This is a genomic window from Streptomyces sp. A2-16, assembly GCF_018128905.1.
Classification (GTDB): Bacteria; Actinomycetota; Actinomycetes; order Streptomycetales; family Streptomycetaceae; genus Streptomyces.
The window spans coordinates 6,793,021-6,811,068 of sequence record NZ_CP063808.1 but is presented as its reverse complement, the minus strand read 5'-3'; the positions used below and the strand labels follow the sequence as shown (position 1 = coordinate 6,811,068).

At 71.7% G+C, this 18,048-nt stretch carries 18 protein-coding genes; 13 read left to right on the top strand and 5 right to left on the bottom strand.

Features of this window, described 5'->3' with window-relative positions; genetic code table 11:
- Window positions 1–446 precede the first annotated feature (446 nt).
- Entirely contained in the window at window positions 447–1,115 is a 669-nt protein-coding gene (locus IOD14_RS30610) for a hypothetical protein (RefSeq protein ID WP_212672076.1), read from the bottom strand.
- Between IOD14_RS30610 and IOD14_RS30605 the strand changes: the two genes are divergently transcribed.
- Both IOD14_RS30605 and mycP read left to right on the top strand, forming a co-directional pair.
- Window positions 1,114–1,959, top strand: a complete 846-nt coding sequence (locus IOD14_RS30605) for a hypothetical protein (protein ID WP_249126105.1) — start codon at window positions 1,114–1,116, stop codon at window positions 1,957–1,959. The two genes, IOD14_RS30610 and IOD14_RS30605, sit on opposite strands and share 2 nt — an antisense overlap.
- The gene (gene mycP / locus IOD14_RS30600; protein WP_212672075.1) at window positions 1,956–3,140 is read left to right on the top strand and encodes a type VII secretion-associated serine protease mycosin; all 1,185 of its coding nucleotides are present in this window, start codon (window positions 1,956–1,958) and stop codon (window positions 3,138–3,140) included. The genes IOD14_RS30605 and mycP overlap by 4 nt, the downstream gene beginning before the upstream one ends.
- Window positions 3,141–3,154: 14 nt before the next feature.
- On the opposite strand, the gene IOD14_RS30595 is transcribed toward mycP, so the two are convergent.
- Window positions 3,155–4,150 carry a serine hydrolase gene (locus IOD14_RS30595; protein WP_212672074.1) on the bottom strand — a complete coding sequence of 332 codons (996 nt, stop codon included), beginning with the start codon at window positions 4,148–4,150 and terminating at the stop codon, window positions 3,155–3,157.
- Window positions 4,151–4,300: 150 nt separating this feature from the next.
- Between IOD14_RS30595 and IOD14_RS30590 the strand changes: the two genes are divergently transcribed.
- Window positions 4,301–5,032, top strand: a complete 732-nt coding sequence (locus IOD14_RS30590; RefSeq protein ID WP_212672073.1) for an SseB family protein — start codon at window positions 4,301–4,303, stop codon at window positions 5,030–5,032.
- 1 nt (window position 5,033) lies between these two features.
- Here IOD14_RS30590 and IOD14_RS30585 read toward each other — a convergent pair whose 3' ends face one another.
- Window positions 5,034–5,408, bottom strand: coding sequence for a DUF1844 domain-containing protein (locus tag IOD14_RS30585; protein WP_212672072.1), 375 nt, complete (start codon window positions 5,406–5,408; stop codon window positions 5,034–5,036).
- Between the two features lie 370 nt (window positions 5,409–5,778).
- Here IOD14_RS30585 and infC point away from each other — a divergent pair, with 370 nt between their 5' ends.
- The 10 genes from infC (at window position 5,779) to IOD14_RS30535 (ending at window position 16,573) form a co-directional block, all read left to right on the top strand.
- Window positions 5,779–6,444 (top strand): translation initiation factor IF-3, encoded by a 666-nt coding sequence (gene infC, locus IOD14_RS30580; protein ID WP_123988034.1) that lies wholly within the window; start codon window positions 5,779–5,781, stop codon window positions 6,442–6,444.
- Window positions 6,445–6,553: 109 nt separating this feature from the next.
- On the top strand, window positions 6,554–6,748 hold the full coding sequence (rpmI, locus tag IOD14_RS30575; RefSeq protein WP_003977225.1) for a 50S ribosomal protein L35: 195 nt from the start codon (window positions 6,554–6,556) through the stop codon (window positions 6,746–6,748).
- Between the two features lie 101 nt (window positions 6,749–6,849).
- A complete protein-coding gene (gene rplT / locus IOD14_RS30570) occupies window positions 6,850–7,233 on the top strand; it encodes a 50S ribosomal protein L20 (protein WP_020137982.1) in 384 nt (127 codons plus the stop codon).
- Between the two features lie 187 nt (window positions 7,234–7,420).
- A complete protein-coding gene (locus tag IOD14_RS30565) occupies window positions 7,421–8,272 on the top strand; it encodes an RNA methyltransferase (protein ID WP_123988033.1) in 852 nt (283 codons plus the stop codon).
- A 49-nt stretch (window positions 8,273–8,321) separates the two neighbouring features.
- Window positions 8,322–9,440, top strand: a complete 1,119-nt coding sequence (locus IOD14_RS30560) for an ATP-binding protein (RefSeq protein ID WP_212672071.1) — start codon at window positions 8,322–8,324, stop codon at window positions 9,438–9,440.
- 143 nt (window positions 9,441–9,583) lie between these two features.
- Complete coding sequence (gene pheS / locus IOD14_RS30555; RefSeq protein ID WP_212672070.1) at window positions 9,584–10,705, top strand: phenylalanine--tRNA ligase subunit alpha; 1,122 nt, start codon at window positions 9,584–9,586, stop codon at window positions 10,703–10,705.
- Window positions 10,705–13,203 (top strand): phenylalanine--tRNA ligase subunit beta, encoded by a 2,499-nt coding sequence (gene pheT, locus IOD14_RS30550; RefSeq protein WP_212672069.1) that lies wholly within the window; start codon window positions 10,705–10,707, stop codon window positions 13,201–13,203. The genes pheS and pheT overlap by 1 nt, the downstream gene beginning before the upstream one ends.
- Window positions 13,204–13,347: 144 nt before the next feature.
- Entirely contained in the window at window positions 13,348–14,406 is a 1,059-nt protein-coding gene (locus IOD14_RS30545) for a PP2C family protein-serine/threonine phosphatase (RefSeq protein WP_212672068.1), read from the top strand.
- Window positions 14,407–14,611: 205 nt separating this feature from the next.
- On the top strand, window positions 14,612–15,952 hold the full coding sequence (locus IOD14_RS30540) for a transcriptional regulator (RefSeq protein ID WP_123988028.1): 1,341 nt from the start codon (window positions 14,612–14,614) through the stop codon (window positions 15,950–15,952).
- Window positions 15,953–16,027: 75 nt separating this feature from the next.
- A complete protein-coding gene (locus IOD14_RS30535) occupies window positions 16,028–16,573 on the top strand; it encodes an NUDIX hydrolase (protein ID WP_123988027.1) in 546 nt (181 codons plus the stop codon).
- Window positions 16,574–16,598: 25 nt separating this feature from the next.
- On the opposite strand, the gene IOD14_RS30530 is transcribed toward IOD14_RS30535, so the two are convergent.
- Entirely contained in the window at window positions 16,599–16,856 is a 258-nt protein-coding gene (locus tag IOD14_RS30530) for a hypothetical protein (protein ID WP_123988026.1), read from the bottom strand.
- A gap of 209 nt (window positions 16,857–17,065) precedes the next feature.
- Window positions 17,066–17,965 (bottom strand): 3-hydroxybutyryl-CoA dehydrogenase, encoded by a 900-nt coding sequence (locus IOD14_RS30525; protein WP_280843508.1) that lies wholly within the window; start codon window positions 17,963–17,965, stop codon window positions 17,066–17,068.
- Between the last annotated feature and the right edge of the window lie 83 nt (window positions 17,966–18,048).

Here is an 18,048-nt window from a genome sequence, read left to right as displayed (position 1 = left end):
ACCATGCCCGAGGGCCGCGGCCCCGGGGCCGGCGGCCCCCAGGGCCACGCCCCCGCGACCGGCGCCAACGGCTCCGGCACCCCGGCCCAGGGATCGCCCCAGGGAGCGGCGCACCCCGGCGGGTCCCGCACGGGGAACGCGTCGGCGAACTCTGGTGCGTCTCGCCTCGAGAACGCGTCGGCGGACGCTGGTGCGTCTCGCCCCGGGGCGGCGTCGGCGAACTCTGGTGCGTCCCGCCTCGGGAACGCATCGGCGGATGCTGGTGCGTCCCGCCTGGGGAACGCATCGGCGAACCCTGGTGCGTCCCACCCCGGGGACGCCTCGCCGAACCCTGCCATGCCCCGCCCCGGGAACCCGTCGGCGCACCGTGGCGCGGGCTCGGCATCCTCCGGGGCGGCGTCGGCCTCCGTGCCGTCCGGCAGCGACGACCGCTCCGCTCCCGGTTCTCAGGCCCGCCGCCCCGGCTCCCCGGACCGGGAAGCCCCTGCCCCCGGCGGCACCATGCCCCCGCCCCCGGCCTCGGCCCGCTTCCCCGACATGCCCCCGGCGTCCGGTCCCGGCACGGCGACCCCCGCCCCCGACTCCGCCCCGCCCCGACCGCGCGGAGGCACCTCCACGCCGGGCACCGAGCCGCGCACGCCGAGGCCAGGGACCGTCGGTCCCGGTCCGCTGCCGCCCGAGTCCGGCGCCGTTCCCGCACAGGGGCCCGGCACCTCCGGTGTCGTGCCGCCCCGTCCGAGTTCGCGGCCCTCCGTGCCCCCACGTCGTCCCGACGCCGTTCCCGCACAGGCTCCCGGCACCTCCGGTGTCGTGCCGCCCCGCCCGAGTTCACGGCCCTCCGCGCCTCCACGTCGTCCCGGCGCACCCGCCGAGACCGCGTTCGAGACGACCTTCCGGATGCGGCCCGTGCCGACGGAACCGGCGTCCGGAGACGTCCGTACGGGCTCGACGCGTACGGCCCCCGCCTCCGCGGGCCGGCCCACCGCGCCCCCACCCCCCGCGGCCCCGCCGACCACACCCCCGCCCCCCGCCGAGCCGCCCTCCGCGGCGACCCCGGGTGCCGGGGTACGGGCGCCGCTGATGCCCGACCCGGCGCTGTCCTGGAGCGCCTCCATGCCCGCGCATGGCGCAACTCCCGGCAGCGGGCGGCCCGTTGTGTCGTTCGGGGAGCCCGAGGTCGGTTACAAGGAGCGGTCGTGGGGAGTGCGGATTCCTCCCCGGATCGCCGCCGTGGCCGCGTGCGCCGTGCTCGGACTCGGGCTCATCGGCGGTGCCGTGACCGGGAGTTGGCTGATCGGGGACTCCGGTGACGAGGGCGGCGGCGACACCTTCGCCCAGGCCGGCGAGCTCTGGCACAGCGTGCCCGTCGACCGGCTGTTCCCGCCCACCGTGGACGGCCAGGGCGCCGGACCCGGCGGAGCCGACCGCACCTGGACGCGGATCGCCGTCGCCCCGGACAGCGGCTGCAAGGACGCCTTCGACCCCCTGCTGCGCAAGGCCCTCGCCCCCGTCGGCTGCGAACGCCTGCTGCGCGCCACGTACACGGACGCCACCCAGAGCTACGTCACCACCGTCGGCCTCCTCTTCACCGACGCCGACGCCACCGCGATGCGCGACCTCGACACCCGCTTCGCCCGGGAGGGCCTGGACACCCGCACCGACCTGATGCCCCTCCCGTACGCCGCGAAGAACACCCTCGCGGCCGGCTTCGGCGCCGCGCAGCGGGCCTCCTGGACGATCTCCGTCCTCACCGACGCCCCCGTCGTCGCCTACGCCGTCTCCGGCTGGGCGGACGGCCGTACGGTCGACACCCCGGAGCCCGCCGAGAAGGCCATGGAGTCCGGCGACACCAGCCCCGCCGCCCAGGCCGGCCTCGGCAACGAGGCCCAGGGCCTGGCCGACCGTGTCGAACGCGCGCTGCGCAAGACCGTCACCTCGCCCCCGGAGCAGCCCTCATGAGCGTCACCACCCGCCGGGCAGGCCTCCTGAGCGTCCTCCTCGCCGCCTCCGTCGCCCTCGTCCCGCCCACCGCCGCGCACGCCGACGGCATCCGCGCCAAGCAGTGGGCCCTCGAGGCCATGCACACCCAGCAGGCCTGGCAGACCACCAAGGGCGCGGGCGTCACCGTCGCCGTCCTGGACACCGGTGTCGAGGACGACCACCCCGACCTCGTCGGCAACGTCCTCACCGGCAAGGACATGATCGGCTTCGGGGCCGTGCGGGGACAGCGCGCCTGGGCCCGGCACGGCACCGCCATGGCCGGCATCATCGCCGGCCACGGACACGGCGTCGGCAACGGCGACGGCGTCATGGGCATCGCCCCCGAGGCCAAGATCCTCCCCGTCCGCGTGATCCTGGAGGACGGCGACCCGGCCCGCGCCAAGGCCCGCAACACCCGCGGCAACGCCCTCGCCGAGGGCATCCGCTGGGCCGCGGACCACGGCGCCGACGTCATCAACCTCTCCCTCGGCGACGACTCCGCCTCCGCGCACCCCGAGGCCGGTGAGGACGACGCCGTCCAGTACGCCCTGAAGAAGGGCGCCGTCGTCGTCGCCTCGGCGGGCAACGGCGGCGAGAAGGGCGACCACATCTCCTACCCGGCCGCCTACCCGGGCGTCATCGCCGCCACCGCCGTCGACAAGTTCGGCACCCGCGCCTCCTTCTCCACCCGCCGCTGGTACGCCACCGTCGCGGCCCCCGGGGACGACGTGGTCATCGCCGACCCCGACCACAAGTACTACGAGGGCTGGGGGACCAGCGCCGCCTCCGCGTTCGTCTCCGGCGCGGTCGCCCTCGTCAAGGCCGCCCACCCCGGCCTGACGCCCGCGCAGGTCAAACGGCTCCTGGAGGACACGGCCCGCAACGCCCCGGCAGGCGGCCGTGACGACTCCCGGGGCTTCGGCTTCGTCGACCCCGCGGCGGCGCTCAAGGCGGCGGCCCGTCTGAAACCGGCGGGCCTGCAGCCGGCCTCCTACGGCGACAAGTACTTCGGATCCGGCCCCGACACCGCCAAGTCCGAGGACGACACGGCCAGTTGGGCAGCCCCGCTGGCGGGCGGACTGGGCGTGGCGCTGCTGATCGCCGCGGTGGTCCTGTGGCGTGGCCGACGGGGGCCCCGGCAGTCCTACGAGGGTTTCTGAGGCGGGGCGAAACCTCAGCGAGCCGCCACACCGGTGGCGTTCGCCGACGCGGACACCGACGGGTCCGCTCCCGTGAACACCGACACCGCGGCCTTCGCCGCCGCCTCCACCAGCGAAATACCCTTCGCCTGCGTGGGGCTGCCGTTCGACAGCACCGCCACCAGGTACTCGTCCCCGTCCACCGTCACCCGCCCGATGCTGTTGACGTCCCACAGCCCGGTCGTGCTGCGCGGCAGCCACCCGTTCTTCAGCGCCCACCCGGAGCGGTCGCCCGCGGCCGACACCCCCCACCGCTGGTCGGCCTCCACCTGCCCCATCAGCCCCTGGAGATACGACCGCGAGGCCCCGCTCAGCTCCGAGTCGTCCCCGAACACCTGCTGGAGCAGGGTGAGCTGGTCGGCCGCCGTGGTCTGGGTGAGCCCCCACAGCGCCCCGTCGCCGCCCTCCGTGCCGGTCAAGCCGAGCTTGGCGTTGGCCGCGTCGAGCCCCGCCGCCCTCCCGATGGCGTCCCACAGCGCCGATGCCGAGGCGTTGTCGCTGTTCTCGATCATCGTGGTGGCGTACGCCTTCTCCTGCGCGCTCAGCCGCGTCCCGGCCTCCTGGTGCCGCAGCAGCAGCGCCGCGAGGATGTCGACCTTCACGATGCTCGCCGTGTCGAAGGCGCCGTCGCCGTGGACCGCGCTGTCGCCCGACCCCAGGTCGATTACCGCTGCCGACACCTTCTGCTCGCCCGTCACGCCGACCGACTTCATGGCGTCGGCCAGTCGCGCGTCGAGATCCACCACCGGCTCCGCCACGGCCGCCTCCTGAGTCGTGGTCGCCGGCGAGCCGGAGGCCGACGGCGTCGCCGCCGACGATACTGCGCCGCTGCCGGAGTGCGCCTGCGCCTTCACGTACACGGTCCCCGCGGCCGTGGCGCCGACGACGGCGACGGAGGCGAGCGCGGCGTACAGCAAGGGCCGCCGGGGGGACCTGCGGACGGGGCGTCGGACGGCTCTGGAGGACTCCATGCCGCCGATGCTCGGGCCGTCGGCTGTGCGGGCCGTTAGACGGACGTTAGAGCTGTGTCAGCGAACTCTGAGAAACCCGTGAAAGCCGTCACGGGCGGGTTTCCGGGCCCGCACAACCGCAGCAGCAAGCCCCCTATAGGGTCGGTGACCGTGGCGAACAAGAACATTCCCGACCCCGGCTTCTCCGACGACGACGGCTCCGCCGATCCCCGGCTGAGCGCGGCGCTCGCGGCCTGGGCCGAGGACCGCGCCGCCGTGGGCCCCGTCCTCGCGGCCCTCAAGGGCGCCCGGCTGCTCGTCCCCGTGGTGGCCGTGCTCGGCGAGGTCGAGGAGGACGAGAACGGGTTGCGCCGTGAGAAGACCAGCGACATGGCCGTCCCGACGCTGAAGGCCGGATCCCGGACCGCCCTGCCGGCCTTCACCTCCACCGAGTCCCTCGCCCGCTGGGACCCCGAGGCCCGCCCCGTCGCCGTACCCCTGCACCAGGCGCTGCAGGCCGCCGCGCATGAGAAGGCCGACACGGTCGTCCTGGACCTGGCCGGTCCGGTGTCCTTCGAGCTGACGGGCCCGGCGCTGCGCGCGCTCGCCGAGGGCCGGGTGAGCGCCGACCCGCTCGCCGATCCGGCCGTGATCGCGGCCGTACGGGACGTCGTGGCCGCCGAGCCCGCCGTCCTGCGCGCCCACCTCGGGCCGGGACAGGCCGACGGCACGCTGGCTCTCGTGCTGGAGCCGTCCGCGACCCCCGCGACCGCCGCGCGCGCCGTCGCCGAGCGCCTCGCCGGAGACGAGACGCTGAGGGCCCGCCTGGTGCGCGGCCTCGACCTGGCGGTGCTGCCGGCCGGGGCCACGCCTCCGGGCGAGCCCTTGTACGTACGGGGATGAGCTAGCCGTAGACCGGCCCGGTGTACTTCTCACCGGGGCCCTGGCCCGGCTCGTCCGGGACCAGGGACGCCTCGCGGAAGGCCAGCTGGAGGGACTTGAGGCCGTCCCGCAGCGGTGCCGCGTGGAAGGAGCTGATCTCCGTCGCGCTTCCGTCGAGGAGACCGGCGAGGGCGTGGATCAGCTTGCGGGCCTCGTCCAGGTCCTTGTACTTGTCGCCCTCCTCGGTCAGACCGAGCTTCACGGCGGCGGCGCTCATCAGGTTGACCGCGACCGTCACGATCACCTCGACGGCGGGGACCTCGGCGATGTCGCGGGTCATCTCGTCGAAGTCGGGAGAGCCGGCGGAGTCAGCAGACGGGGGAGGGGTGTCACTCATGCCCCACACGATAGGGCCCGGTGCACGCCGGTTCGCACCACCCCCCGGATGCTGCTAACCTTGTGTGACGACCGGCTGGACACGCTTGTGTGTAAGTGTGACCGGCCCACAAGTGGAGGCTCCGATCTCCCACCCGGCCGCCCTTAGGGACGGCGGGTCACCCCGGTCAGGCGGCCACCATCGTTCCGTACGGACGATGGAGTCGCCCGAAAGCGCGCCCCGCATGATCGCGGCGGTGCTCCGGCAGTGTTTGGAGCCCCGTCTGTGATCGTCCGGGGCATTTTTTGTGCTTCGGCGCGGTTAGGTCTGACGAAAATGACATACGCGGCTGTCCGCCAGACCGCCGTGTGGTGCTAACCGAGGAGGATCCATCAGCGCCGAGCCCCGCATCAACGACCGGATTCGCGTTCCCGAGGTGCGACTTGTCGGTCCCAGTGGCGAGCAGGTGGGCATTGTCCCGCTGGCCAAGGCACTGGAGCTTGCGCAGGAGTACGACCTGGACCTGGTCGAGGTCGCGGCGAACGCCCGTCCGCCCGTGTGCAAGCTCATGGACTACGGGAAGTTCAAGTACGAGTCGGCCATGAAGGCCCGTGAGGCGCGCAAGAACCAGGCGCACACGGTCATCAAGGAGATGAAGCTCCGGCCGAAGATCGACCCGCACGACTATGACACCAAGAAGGGTCACGTCGTCCGGTTCCTCAAGCAGGGCGACAAGGTCAAGATCACGATCATGTTCCGTGGTCGCGAGCAGTCCCGGCCCGAGCTGGGCTACCGACTGCTCCAGCGGCTCGCGGAGGACGTCCAGGACCTCGGCTTCGTGGAGTCGAATCCGAAGCAGGACGGCCGAAACATGATCATGGTTCTCGGTCCGCACAAGAAGAAGACCGAGGCGATGGCCGAGGCCCGCCAGGCGCAGGAAGCCCGCAAGGCAGACGCGAAGGCCAATCCCGGCAAGTCGCAGAACGCCGCGGAGTCCGAGCACCCCGAGGACGAGGCCGCGATCGAGGCCCCGGCCGAGGCTTCCGCCGAGGCGTGACCCCCGGGGACGTCAGTCCCCAGGACACAACCGATACAAGAGCGACGCTCACAGTGCCCGGTTTCAGGACCGGGCACCGGAGCGCCACCGACGAGGAGAGAACGGCGCTATGCCGAAGAACAAGTCGCACAGCGGTGCCAGCAAGCGCTTCAAGATCACCGGCTCCGGCAAGGTGCTCCGCGAGCGCGCCGGCAAGCGCCACCTGCTCGAGCACAAGTCGTCCCGCGTGACGCGTCGCCTCACCGGCAACGCCGAGATGGCCCCGGGCGACGCCGCGAAGATCAAGAAGCTTCTCGGCAAGTGACGTCCGCGGCGCCCTGCCTGAGCGCCGCACGTCTGGACCGGGACCCAATCGATACCGGGCCGTGTGAGTCCAACCACGGCCCCGCTACAAGGAGTTAACAAGTGGCACGCGTCAAGCGGGCAGTCAACGCCCACAAGAAGCGCCGGGCGATCCTCGAGGCGGCCTCCGGCTACCGCGGTCAGCGTTCGCGCCTGTACCGCAAGGCCAAGGAGCAGGTCACCCACTCGCTGGTCTACAACTACAACGACCGCAAGAAGCGCAAGGGTGACTTCCGTCAGCTGTGGATCCAGCGCATCAACGCCGCTGCCCGCGCCAACGGCATCACGTACAACCGCTTCATCCAGGGTCTGAAGGCCGCGAACATCGAGGTCGACCGCAAGATCCTGGCCGAGCTGGCCGTCAACGACGCCACCGCGTTCGCCGCGCTGGTCGAGGTCGCTCAGAAGGCCCTGCCGGACGACGTCAACGCCCCCAAGGCCGCGTGACGTCGCATTTGGCCTAGGCCGACGTGACTGGATGGACCCGTGGGTTTCTGCCTGCGGGTCCGTTGCGTTGAGAGGTGCGGGACGGCTCGGCACCTCCCCCACTGCCTCAAGGGCGTGGGGGGACCCCAGATCCGCCGTCGTGGTCGATCGCCGTTGCGGCGGAAAACTGGTACCGAAGGTGAGTCGAATGTCCCCCGTCACCCCCGAGCTGATCTCCCCCCGGTCGCCGCGCGTCCTGGCCGCCCGGCGGCTGGCCCGGCGGAACTTCCGGGGCAAGGAGCGGCTGTTCCTCGCCGAGGGGCCGCAGGCCGTGCGGGAGGCCGCCGGACACAAGGACACACTGGTCGAGCTGTTCGCCACCGTGGAGGCCGCGGAGCGGTACGCCGACATCGTCGGCGAGGCCCGGGCCGTCGGGGCCCGTGTGCACCTCGCCGCCGAGGACGTCATCGCGGACATCTCCACCACCGTCACCCCGCAGGGGCTCGTCGGGATCTGCCGGTTCCTGGACACCCCCTTCGAGGAGATCCTCGCCGCCCGCCCCCAGCTGGTCGCCGTCCTCGCCCATGTGCGGGACCCGGGCAACGCCGGCACCGTCCTCAGGTGCGCCGACGCCGCCGGTGCCGAGGCCGTCGTGCTGACCGACGCCTCCGTCGACCTCTACAACCCCAAGGCGGTACGGGCCTCCGTGGGCTCCCTCTTCCACCTGCCCGTCGCCGTCGGCGTGCCCGTCGAGGAGGCCGTCGAGGGGCTCAGGCGGGCCGGGGTGCGCATTCTCGCCGCCGACGGGGCCGGGACCGACGACCTCGACGACGAACTCGACCAGGGCACTATGGGCGGGCCGACCGCCTGGGTGTTCGGCAACGAGGCCTGGGGGCTCCCGGAGGAGACCCGCGCACTCGCGGACGCCGTGGTGCGCGTCCCGATCCACGGGAGGGCCGAGAGCCTGAACCTCGCCACCGCGGCCGCCGTATGTCTCTATGCGTCAGCCCGTGCACAGCGCGCCCCCGGAGGGTGCCGCTCCGTCACCGACAACCAGTAGGGTGACCAGCTCGGGGGCCCCTCAGACGCCTGAGAGGTGGGGTGCGGGGATGAGTGTCGGCACGAGGAGCGCGCAAGGCGTGTCCGAGGCCTGTGCCGGTGGTCCCGTCGAGCTCGGCATCGATCCCGACCAGCTGCCCGACGGCCTCGTCGTCGCGGACGAGCAGGGCCGCGTGATCTGCTTCAACGCCGCTGCGGCCCGGATCACCGCCCTGCCCGCCGAGGAGGCCCTCGGACAGCGGCTGGAGAAGGCCCTGCCATTAGAGGACCTCGAGGGGCGCCGCTGGTGGCAGCTGACCGATCCCTACGGCGGCCTCGCCATCCGCCGCCGGCAGCCCGAGCGGAACCTGCTGCTGCCCGGCGGCCGTGAGGTCCTCGTCTCCGCCCAGTACGTGCGCGTCCGGCCCACCGGACCCGTCCACCGGGTCGTCGTCAGCCTGCGCGACACCGAGGCCCGCCGCCGCACCGAACGCAGCCATGCCGAGCTGATCGCCACCGTCGCCCACGAGCTGCGTTCCCCGCTCACCTCCGTCAAGGGCTTCACCGCGACCCTCCTCGCCAAGTGGGAGAGGTTCACCGACGACCAGAAGCGCCTGATGCTGGAGACCGTCGACGCGGACGCCGACCGGGTCACCCGGCTCATCGCCGAGCTCCTCGACATCTCCCGCATCGACTCCGGGCGCCTCGAGGTCCGGCGCCAGCCCGTCGACATCGGCGCCGCCGTAGGACGCCACATCCAGGCCTACGTCGCCGCGGGCCTCGCCGCCGACCGGTTCCTGCTGCGCCTGGAGCAGCCGCTGCCCGCCCTGTGGGCCGACCCCGACAAGATCGACCAGGTGCTCAGCAACCTGCTGGAAAATGCGGTGCGGCACGGCGAGGGAACCGTCACGATTGCCATCACGCCCACGGAGTCACCCCGCGAAGGGGAGGACACCGGTACGTCGGTCACGGTGAGCGACGAGGGCCCCGGCATCCCGGAGGAGTCCATGAACCGCGTCTTCACCCGCTTCTGGCGGGGCAGCAAGCGCGGTGGCACCGGCCTCGGGCTCTACATCGTCAAGGGCATCGTCGAAGCCCACGGCGGCACCATCACGGTCGGCCGCGGCCCCCAGGGCGGCGCCGAGTTCCGATTTACGTTGCCCGTGAGCGCTCCGGCCTACCTGAGCTGAGAGCCCACGGGCGCATCCGTACACCTCCACCCCGTTAGACTCGGCCTTTGGCACCTTTGTGTCCCATGGACGGTCCGTCCGAAAGAGACGGCGCGAGTCGGTGACGGGGACCTTCAGCCAGCCAATCGGAAGCACGGGAAGAGATGTCGGCACCGAACAAGTCGTACGACCCTGTAGAGGTCGAGGCCCTGAAACCCGAAGAGATCGAGCGCATGCGGGAGGAGGCGCTCGCCGCCTTCGCCGCGGCGGACTCCCTCGACGCGCTCCAGGAGGCCAAGGTCGCCCACACCGGGGGCACCTCGCCGCTGGCGCTCGCCAACCGCGAGATCGGCGCCCTGCCTCCGCACGCCAAGGCAGCCGCCGGCAAGCTCGTCGGCCAGGCCCGGGGCGCGGTGAACAAGGCCCTCGCCGGCCGCCAGGCCGAGCTGGAGGCGGAGCGCGACCAGCGCGTGCTGGTCGAGGAGGCGGTGGACGTCACACTGCCCTACGACCGTGTGCCGGCCGGCGCCCGCCACCCGCTCACCACGCTCTCCGAGCGCATCGAGGACGTCTTCGTGGCCATGGGCTACGAGGTCGCCGAGGGCCCGCAGGTCGAGGCCGAGTGGTTCAACTTCGACGCGCTCAACATCGGCCCGGACCACCCGGCCCGTGGTGAGCAGGACACCTTCTTCGTCGAGGGCCCGCAGGGCGGCACCGAGTCCGGTGTCGTGCTGCGCACCCACACCTCGCCCGTGCAGATCCGCTCGCTGCTCAGCCGTGAGCTGCCGGTCTACGTGATCTGCCCCGGCGTCGTCTATCGCACCGACGAGCTGGACGCCACGCACACCCCGGTCTTCCGCCAGGTCGAGCTGCTGGCCGTCGACGAGGGTCTCACCATGGCCGACCTCAAGGGCACCATGGACCACATGGTCCAGGCCCTGTTCGGCGAGGGCATGAAGACCCGGCTGCGCCCGAACTTCTTCCCCTTCACCGAGCCGTCCGCCGAGATGGACATGGTGTGCTACGTCTGCCGCGGCGAGTCCGTCGGCAACCCCGACCGCCCCTGCCGCACCTGCTCCTCGGAGGGCTGGATCGAGCTGGGCGGCTGCGGGATGGTCAACCCCAAGGTGCTCACCGCCTGCGGTGTCGACCCGCAGAAGTACAGCGGCTTCGCCTTCGGGTTCGGCATCGAGCGGATGCTGATGTTCCGCCACAACGTCGAGGACATGCGAGACATGGTCGAGGGTGACGTCCGGTTCACCCGGCCGTTCGGGATGGAGATCTGATGCGGGTCCCGCTTTCTTGGCTGCGGGAGTACGTCGACCTGCCGGCGACCGAAACCGGCCGTGACGTCCAGGCCAAGCTCATTTCGGCCGGTCTCGAGGTCGAGTCCGTCGAGCACCTCGGCGCCGACCTCAAGGGCCCCCTGGTCGTCGGCCAGGTGCTGACCATCGAGGAGCTGGAGGGCTTCAAGAAGCCGATCCGCTTCTGCACGGTCGACGTCGGCCAGGCCAACGGCACCGGTGAGCCCCAGGAGATCGTCTGCGGCGCCCGGAACTTCGCCGTCGGCGACAAGGTCGTCGTGGTCCTCCCGGGAGCCACGCTGCCCGGCGGATTCTCCATCTCCGCCCGCAAGACCTACGGCAAGACCTCCCACGGCATGATCTGCTCCGGCGACGAGCTGGGCATGGGCGACGACGGCAGCCACGGCATCATCGTGCTGCCGCCGGAGACCGAGGTCGGCAAGGACGCCATCGAGCTCCTGGAGCTGGTCGACGAGGTCCTCGACATCGCCGTCACCGCCAACCGCGGCGACTGCCTGTCCATCCGCGGTGTGGCCCGCGAGGCCGCCATCGCCTACGGCCTCCCGCTGAGCGACCCCGCGCTGCTCGACGTGCCGGGCCCGAACGCCTACGGCTACCCGGTCCAGGTCTCCGACCCGGTCGGCTGCGACCGCTTCACCGCGCGCACCGTCACCGGTCTGAGCCCCGAGGCCCGCTCGCCGATCTGGCTCCAGCGCCGGCTCCAGAAGGTCGGCATGCGCCCGATCTCGCTCGCCGTCGACGTCACCAACTACGTGATGATGGAGCTCGGCCAGCCGCTGCACGCCTACGACCGCTCCCTGGTCCAGGGCACCATCGGCGTCCGCAGGGCGGCCGAGGGCGAGCAGATCAAGACCCTCGACGGCGTCGAGCGGAAGCTGCACGCCGAGGACCTGGTCATCACCGACGAGCGCGGCCCGATCGGTCTCGCGGGTGTCATGGGCGGCGCCAACACCGAGATCGCCGACCACTCCGAGGCCGAGGGCACGACCGACGTCGTCATCGAGGCCGCGCACTTCGACGCGGTCTCCATCGCGCGTACGGCCCGTCGCCACAAGCTGTCCTCCGAGGCGTCCCGGCGCTTCGAGCGCGGTGTCGATCCGCAGGCCGCCGCCGCTGCCGCGCAGCGCACGGTCGACCTGCTGGTGCTGCTCGCGGGCGGCACCGCCGAGGCCGGTGTCACCGAGGTCGTCGCCCCGTCCGCCCCGCACACCATCAGCGTCCCCGCGGACCACCCCGACAAGGTCGCCGGTGTCTCCTACGGCCGCGAGACCGTCGTACGGCGTCTCCAGGAGGTCGGCTGCGACGTGTACGGGCAGGACGAGCTCATCGTCACCGTGCCGTCCTGGCGTCCCGACCTCCAGGAGATCAACGACCTCGCTGAAGAGGTCATCCGACTGGAGGGCTACGAGAACCTGCCCTCCACGCTGCCCAGGCCGCCGGCCGGCCGCGGCCTGACCCACCGCCAGCGGCTGCACCGCCGGACCGGACGGGTGCTGGCCGGTGCCGGGTACGTCGAGGCGCCGAACTACCCCTTCGTGAGCGAGCAGGTCTTCGACCAGCTCGGTCTTGAGCCTGACGACCCGGCCCGCCGGGTCGTCAGGCTGACGAACCCGCTCAACGACGAGGAGCCCGCGCTCCGTACGTCCCTGCTGCCGGGTCTGCTCGGTGCGCTGCGACGCAACGACGGGCGGGGCTCGCACGACCTGGCGCTGTTCGAGACCGGGCTGGTCTTCCTGCCGCGCTCGGAGCAGCGGGTGGCCGCGGTGCTGCCGGTCGACCGGCGTCCCACGGACGCCGAGATCGCCGAACTGGACGCAGCTCTGCCGGAGCAGCCGCGGCACGTGGCCGTGGTGCTCGCCGGGGCGCGCGAGCAGGCCGGCTGGTGGGGCAAGGGCCGTCCGGCCGACTGGGCCGACGCGGTCGAGGCCGGGCGTCTGGTCGCGCGTGAGGCCGGCGTCGAGCTGGTCGTGCGGGGCGGTCAGTACGGGCCGTGGCACCCCGGGCGCTGTGCCGAGTTCGTGGTCGGCGACACCGTCGTCGGTCACGCCGGTGAGCTGCATCCGAGGGTCGTGAAGGCGTTCGGGCTGCCCGCGCGCACCTGCGCGATGGAGCTGGACCTGGACGTCCTGGAGGCGGCCGGCGACGACACCCCGCAGGCGCCGAACATCTCCACGTTCCCGGTGGCCACGCAGGATGTCGCCCTGGTCGTCGACAAGTTCGTGCCGCACGCCGAGGTCGAGGCCGCGCTGCGCGAGGGCGCGGGTGAACTCCTCGAGGCGATCCGGCTGTTCGACGTGTACGAGAACCCGGAGCAGCTGGGCGACGGCAGGAAGTCGTTGGCGTACGCGCTGCGGTTCCGTGCGGCTGACCGGACGCTGACGGTGGACGAGGCGTCGGCGGCTCGGGACGCGGCGGTCGCCCTGGCGGGCGAGCGTACGGGAGCGGTCCTCCGCGGCTAGGTCACCCCTATCGGGTCACCTCACTCGATAGGGTGACTTTCCCTGGTGATCTGGCCCTTTCGGCTCATACGGTCGACAGAATCGGACCGGCCTTTCGAGGCCGGTCCGATCGCGTGTGCAGGGCCTAGCTGGGGGGCCGTCGGCATGATGTGCATCAAGGCTGCTGTTCCCCGGGTGGGGTCGTTGCGCCGTGTGCTCTCGATGGGCCTGCCCACCGTGTGGGGTGCCGTCGCGATCACCTACAAGCTGACCTGCCCGCTCGCACAGCAGAACGGCCTGGGTGCGCGGGTCGTCACCAGTGCCGTGTTCTTCGCGGTGGGCACCGGGCTGATCGTCCACGTCCGGCGCGCTCTGCTGCGTGAGCTCAGGCAGGCCAAGCAGGTCGCGGGCGCCGCCCAGAGCGTGCTGCTGCGGCCGTTGCCCCCGAGCGTCGACGGGCTCACCGTGGCCGCGGCCCAGCTGTCCGCCGACCGGGGCGCGACCATCGGCGGCGACCTGTACGAGGCCGTCGCCACCGAGCACGGCGTCCGAGTCGTCATGGGGGACGTGCGCGGCCACGGCCTCGCCGCCATCGGGACGGCCGCCGCGGTCCTCGGCAGTTTCCGCGAGGCCGTCCACGACGAGCCCGAACTCGCGGGCGTGCTGCGCAGACTGGACCGCGCCCTCGCCCGCCACCTGCGCGAGCGCGCCGAGCGGGACTGCACGGTCGCCGAGGAGTTCGTCACGCTGCTCCTGCTGGAGATCGGCCGGGACGGCGAGCTGCACGCGCTCAACTGCGGTCACCCGTGGCCGTACTTGCTCAGCGGGTCGCTCGTCGAGCCGCTCTCCCGCGTGGACCCGATGCCGCCGCTCGGCCCGTTCCCGCTGCCCGCCGACTTGTCGGGGCTGCGGTGCGGGCAGCTGCTGCCGGGGGAGAGCCTGGTCCTGCACACGGACGGTGCCGAGGACGCGAGGGACGCCGGTGGCCGTTTCTTTTCCCTGCGCGAGGTGCTCAGGGATGCAGGAGAGACGCCTCAAGCGGTTCTGGGCAGGGTTTTCACGGCACTTCTTCACCACTCGGGTGGCACCCCGAAGGATGACGTGGCCTTACTGGTGCTGAAAAACGACCGTCAACTGCAGCCCACCCAAGGGGCGCGTGGAACTGCGCGAACGGCCACGACGGCGCCGCGGTCGACAACGCACCTCCAGGGCAACGGTGTTTAGTCGCCCCCCTCGGCCCACGGCCAGGCCACCGCACTGTACGAGGGGGAGCCGGCGGCCCAGCCGGCCTCTTGCGAGGCAATTCAGTCAACCGGCTGGAAACTCTCCGCAACAGTGCGCACACCCTGCGGATTCGAGCACTCCGATCACACCCCGTGTGAAGACGAACCCACTAATCTGACGGCACCGAGCCACCCGGGGGGCATATATGCAGCCCAACACTCTGCTCGACGCGATCCTCGACGAAGCCGGGATCTCGCACGCGGGGCTTGCCGCACATGTGAACCAGGCGGGGAGGGCACGCGGCCTGGCGCTCAGGTACGAACACACCGCCGTGGCGCGGTGGTTGAAGGGCCAGCGCCCGCGCGGCCAGGTGCCCGACCTGATCTGCGAGGTGCTCGCCGGCCGGCTCCAACGCCCCGTGACCCTCGACGACATCGGCCTCGGGGTCCCCGGCGAGCCCTCCGCCCCGCACGGCACCTCCCTGTCCGGCTTCGTCGAGCGGGCCACCGCCCTGTGGCGCTCCGACGAACAGCAGCGCCCGCACATCCTGGGCGCCCCCGCGGTCACCGGCACGCCCGCCGTCATGCCCGTGTGGGAGTGGGAGAACCCGCCCGAGGACGTCGACGTCTCCCGCGGCGGCCGGCACCGGGTCACCCACGCCGACATCGAGATGCTGCGCGCGGCCCGCACCCACTACGAGCAGATGTACCGCAAGGCCGGCGGGGTGGCGACCCGGAGCCGGATCGTCGGCTTCCTCAACGCCGAGGCCGCCCCGCTGCTGCGCGGCAGCTACACCGACGGGACGGGCCGTCAACTGCACCGGGCCACCGGCGGACTGGTCGCCGTCGCCGGCATCTGCGCCTACGACTCCGACGCGCACGGTCTCGCCCAGCGCTACTTCCACCAGGCGCTCCGGCTCGCCAAGGCCAGTGGGGACAGGGGACTCGGCGCGTATGTGATCGCACTTCTCGTCAACCAGTCCCTGTTCATGCGGGAGTACCGCCAGGCCGTCGCCTTCGCCGAGGCCGCGCTCAGGGCCGCGGGCAAGCACATCACCCCGGCGCTCGCCTGCGACCTCTACGCGATGCAGGCCAAGGCGTACGCCCACCTCGGCGACGGCACGACCGCGCTGTCCTGCATCCGGCGGGCGGAGCAGGCCGCCGAACGCATCCGGCGCGGATACGAGCCCGACGAGACCGGCTATGTCCAGCCGGGACTCGTCAACGTCCAGGTGGCGGAGGCGCTCCTCAGCCTCGGCGAACTCGCGGCCGCCGCCGCGCACGCCGCGGCCGCCGTCGACAACCCGGCCCACGACCGGGGCCGGGTGCACCGGCTCGCCATGCTCAGCACGATCGAACTGCGCCAGGGCAACGCCGACAAGGCGGTGGCCACCGCCGTGCAGATGGCGGAGCAGGCGCGGGGAATGGAGTCCCAGCGCCTGCGCGACAGACTCAGAGCGGTGCGTGAACATCTGGTCCGCAGTGGCTGCGCGGGCACGGCCGCTGCAGCCGAACTGATCGACGGCGCACTGCGCGTGCCTCTGTAGTCCGGCACACGGACGCCGACACCTCACAGTCCCTGCTGCGATATTGCCACTTACTCGACGGAAGGTGGCAGAACCGTGCAGTGGACGAAACAGAACGAACAAACCGTGTATGAAAACCGCTGGTTCAGCGTGAATCTCGCCGATGTCGAACTACCGGACGGGCGGCATCTCGACCACTTCCTGATACGGCTGAGGCCGGTCGCCGTCGCCACCGTGGTGAACGAGGCCAACGAAGTGCTCCTGCTGTGGCGCCACCGCTTCATCACCGACAGCTGGGGCTGGGAACTGGCCGCGGGTGTCGTCGAGGACGGCGAGGACATCGCCGTCGCGGCCGCCAGGGAGCTCGAGGAGGAGACCGGCTGGCGGCCGGGGCCGCTCCAGCACCTGATGAGTGTGGAGCCCTCCAACGGGCTCACCGACGCCCGGCACCACATCTACTGGGCCGAGGAGGGCGAGTACGTCGGGCACCCCGTGGACGACTTCGAGTCGGACCGCCGGGAATGGGTCCCCCTGAAGCTCGTTCCCGACATGGTCGCCCGTGGGGAGGTCCCGGCCGCCAACATGGCGGCCGCGTTACTGCTGTTGCATCACCTGAGGCTCGGTCAGGACACCTTGCCCTGATTCCCCACCCGTCTGTCCCGAAGCCTCAGTGACCGAGGGCCTGCCAGATCGCCACGACGAGCGCGCCCACGGCGGTGATCGCCGCGACCGCGGGAAGCGGCCAGCGGGCGTGCTCCAGGGCGATGATCCGTGCGCTCAGATCGTCGATCTCCTTGTCCGTCTCCTCCGTACGATGACTGAGCAGAGCCAGACCTCCCTCGACACGTGCGTACGCGACATCGAGGCGGCGCCGTAACTCTGCGAGTTCCCCATGGATCACGGGATGCTCCGGGTCGGCGGTCACGAGTCCGCTCCTTTCCGTAGTCGTCACATCCCTTGCATGCGCATGAAGAGTCAACTCGCCTGGTGGGTGCGTGGGGAGAGTGTGCGACAGGCATATGCGGGCCCGGCGCGCACACGGTGTGTGAATGCCACGGGCCCGGCGCTCCGGAGAGTGCCGAGCCCGTGGTCGTAGCACTGTGTAATCAACACCCTGGAACGGACAGGGTGCGGTCAGCCGTAGGTGTAGAAGCCCGAGCCGGACTTGCGGCCCAGCCGGCCCGCGTCGACCATGCGCTGGAGCAGCGGGGGAGCGGCGTACAGGGGCTCCTTGTACTCCTCGTACATGCTGAACGCGACCGAGGCGACGGTGTCCAGGCCGATCAGGTCGGACAGCTTCAGCGGGCCCATCGGGTGGGCGCAGCCGAGCTCCATGCCGTTGTCGATGTCCTCGCGGCTGGCGATGCCCGACTCGAACATCCGGATCGCGGACAGGAGATACGGGATCAGCAGTGCGTTGACCACGAAGCCGGAGCGGTCCTGGGCGCGGATCGCGTGCTTGCCGAGGAGCTTCTCGGCGAAGGACTGGGCGCGGGCCAGGGTGCCCTCGGAGGTGGTCAGCGCCGGGATCAGCTCGACGAGCTTCTGCACCGGGGCCGGGTTGAAGAAGTGGATGCCGACGACCTGGTCGGGCCGCGAGGTGGCGACCGCGAGCCGCACCAGCGGGATGGAGGAGGTGTTGGAGGCCAGGATCGCGTCCGGGCGGGTCACCACCTGGTCGAGCACCTGGAAGATCTCCGTCTTCACCTGCTCGTTCTCCACGACGGCCTCGATGACGAGGTCACGGTCCGCGAACTCGCCGAGGTCGGTGGTGAAGGAGAGCCGGGCCTGCGTGGCCGCCAGCTCGTCCGCGCTGATCTTGCCGCGTTCGGCGGCCTTGGTCAGGGAGTTGAACAGCCGGGTGCGGCCGATCTCCAGGGCCTCGCCGGTGGTCTCGGCGACCTTCACGTCCAGACCGGCACGGGCGCACACCTCGGCGATGCCCGCCCCCATCTGGCCGCAGCCCACCACTCCGACGCGTGCGATGTCTCCCGCCGGGAAGTCCGTCACTTCGTCCCTTTCGCTGGTCTTCACCTCGTGGCAGGTCCGCCGTGGCCGGTACCTGCTCCGTTCGTGCACGTTACTCCCAAGTATCGATGATCGATCGTCGGGGTCCG

Excerpts from the sequence above, each read along its gene's own strand:
- rpmI (WP_003977225.1), top strand. The coding sequence starts at position 6,554 with ATGCCGAAGAACAAGTCGCACAGCGGTGCCAGCAAGCGCTTCAAGATC.
- IOD14_RS30540 (WP_123988028.1), top strand. The coding sequence starts at position 14,612 with ATGCAGCCCAACACTCTGCTCGACGCGATCCTCGACGAAGCCGGGATC.
- IOD14_RS30605 (WP_249126105.1), top strand. The coding sequence starts at position 1,114 with ATGCCCGCGCATGGCGCAACTCCCGGCAGCGGGCGGCCCGTTGTGTCG.
- IOD14_RS30585 (WP_212672072.1), bottom strand. The coding sequence starts at position 5,408 with ATGAGTGACACCCCTCCCCCGTCTGCTGACTCCGCCGGCTCTCCCGAC.
- IOD14_RS30545 (WP_212672068.1), top strand. The coding sequence starts at position 13,348 with ATGATGTGCATCAAGGCTGCTGTTCCCCGGGTGGGGTCGTTGCGCCGT.
- pheT (WP_212672069.1), top strand. The coding sequence starts at position 10,705 with ATGCGGGTCCCGCTTTCTTGGCTGCGGGAGTACGTCGACCTGCCGGCG.
- pheS (WP_212672070.1), top strand. The coding sequence starts at position 9,584 with ATGTCGGCACCGAACAAGTCGTACGACCCTGTAGAGGTCGAGGCCCTG.
- IOD14_RS30565 (WP_123988033.1), top strand. The coding sequence starts at position 7,421 with ATGTCCCCCGTCACCCCCGAGCTGATCTCCCCCCGGTCGCCGCGCGTC.
- IOD14_RS30610 (WP_212672076.1), bottom strand. The coding sequence starts at position 1,115 with ATGGAGGCGCTCCAGGACAGCGCCGGGTCGGGCATCAGCGGCGCCCGT.
- IOD14_RS30595 (WP_212672074.1), bottom strand. The coding sequence starts at position 4,150 with ATGGAGTCCTCCAGAGCCGTCCGACGCCCCGTCCGCAGGTCCCCCCGG.
- IOD14_RS30560 (WP_212672071.1), top strand. The coding sequence starts at position 8,322 with ATGAGTGTCGGCACGAGGAGCGCGCAAGGCGTGTCCGAGGCCTGTGCC.
- mycP (WP_212672075.1), top strand. The coding sequence starts at position 1,956 with ATGAGCGTCACCACCCGCCGGGCAGGCCTCCTGAGCGTCCTCCTCGCC.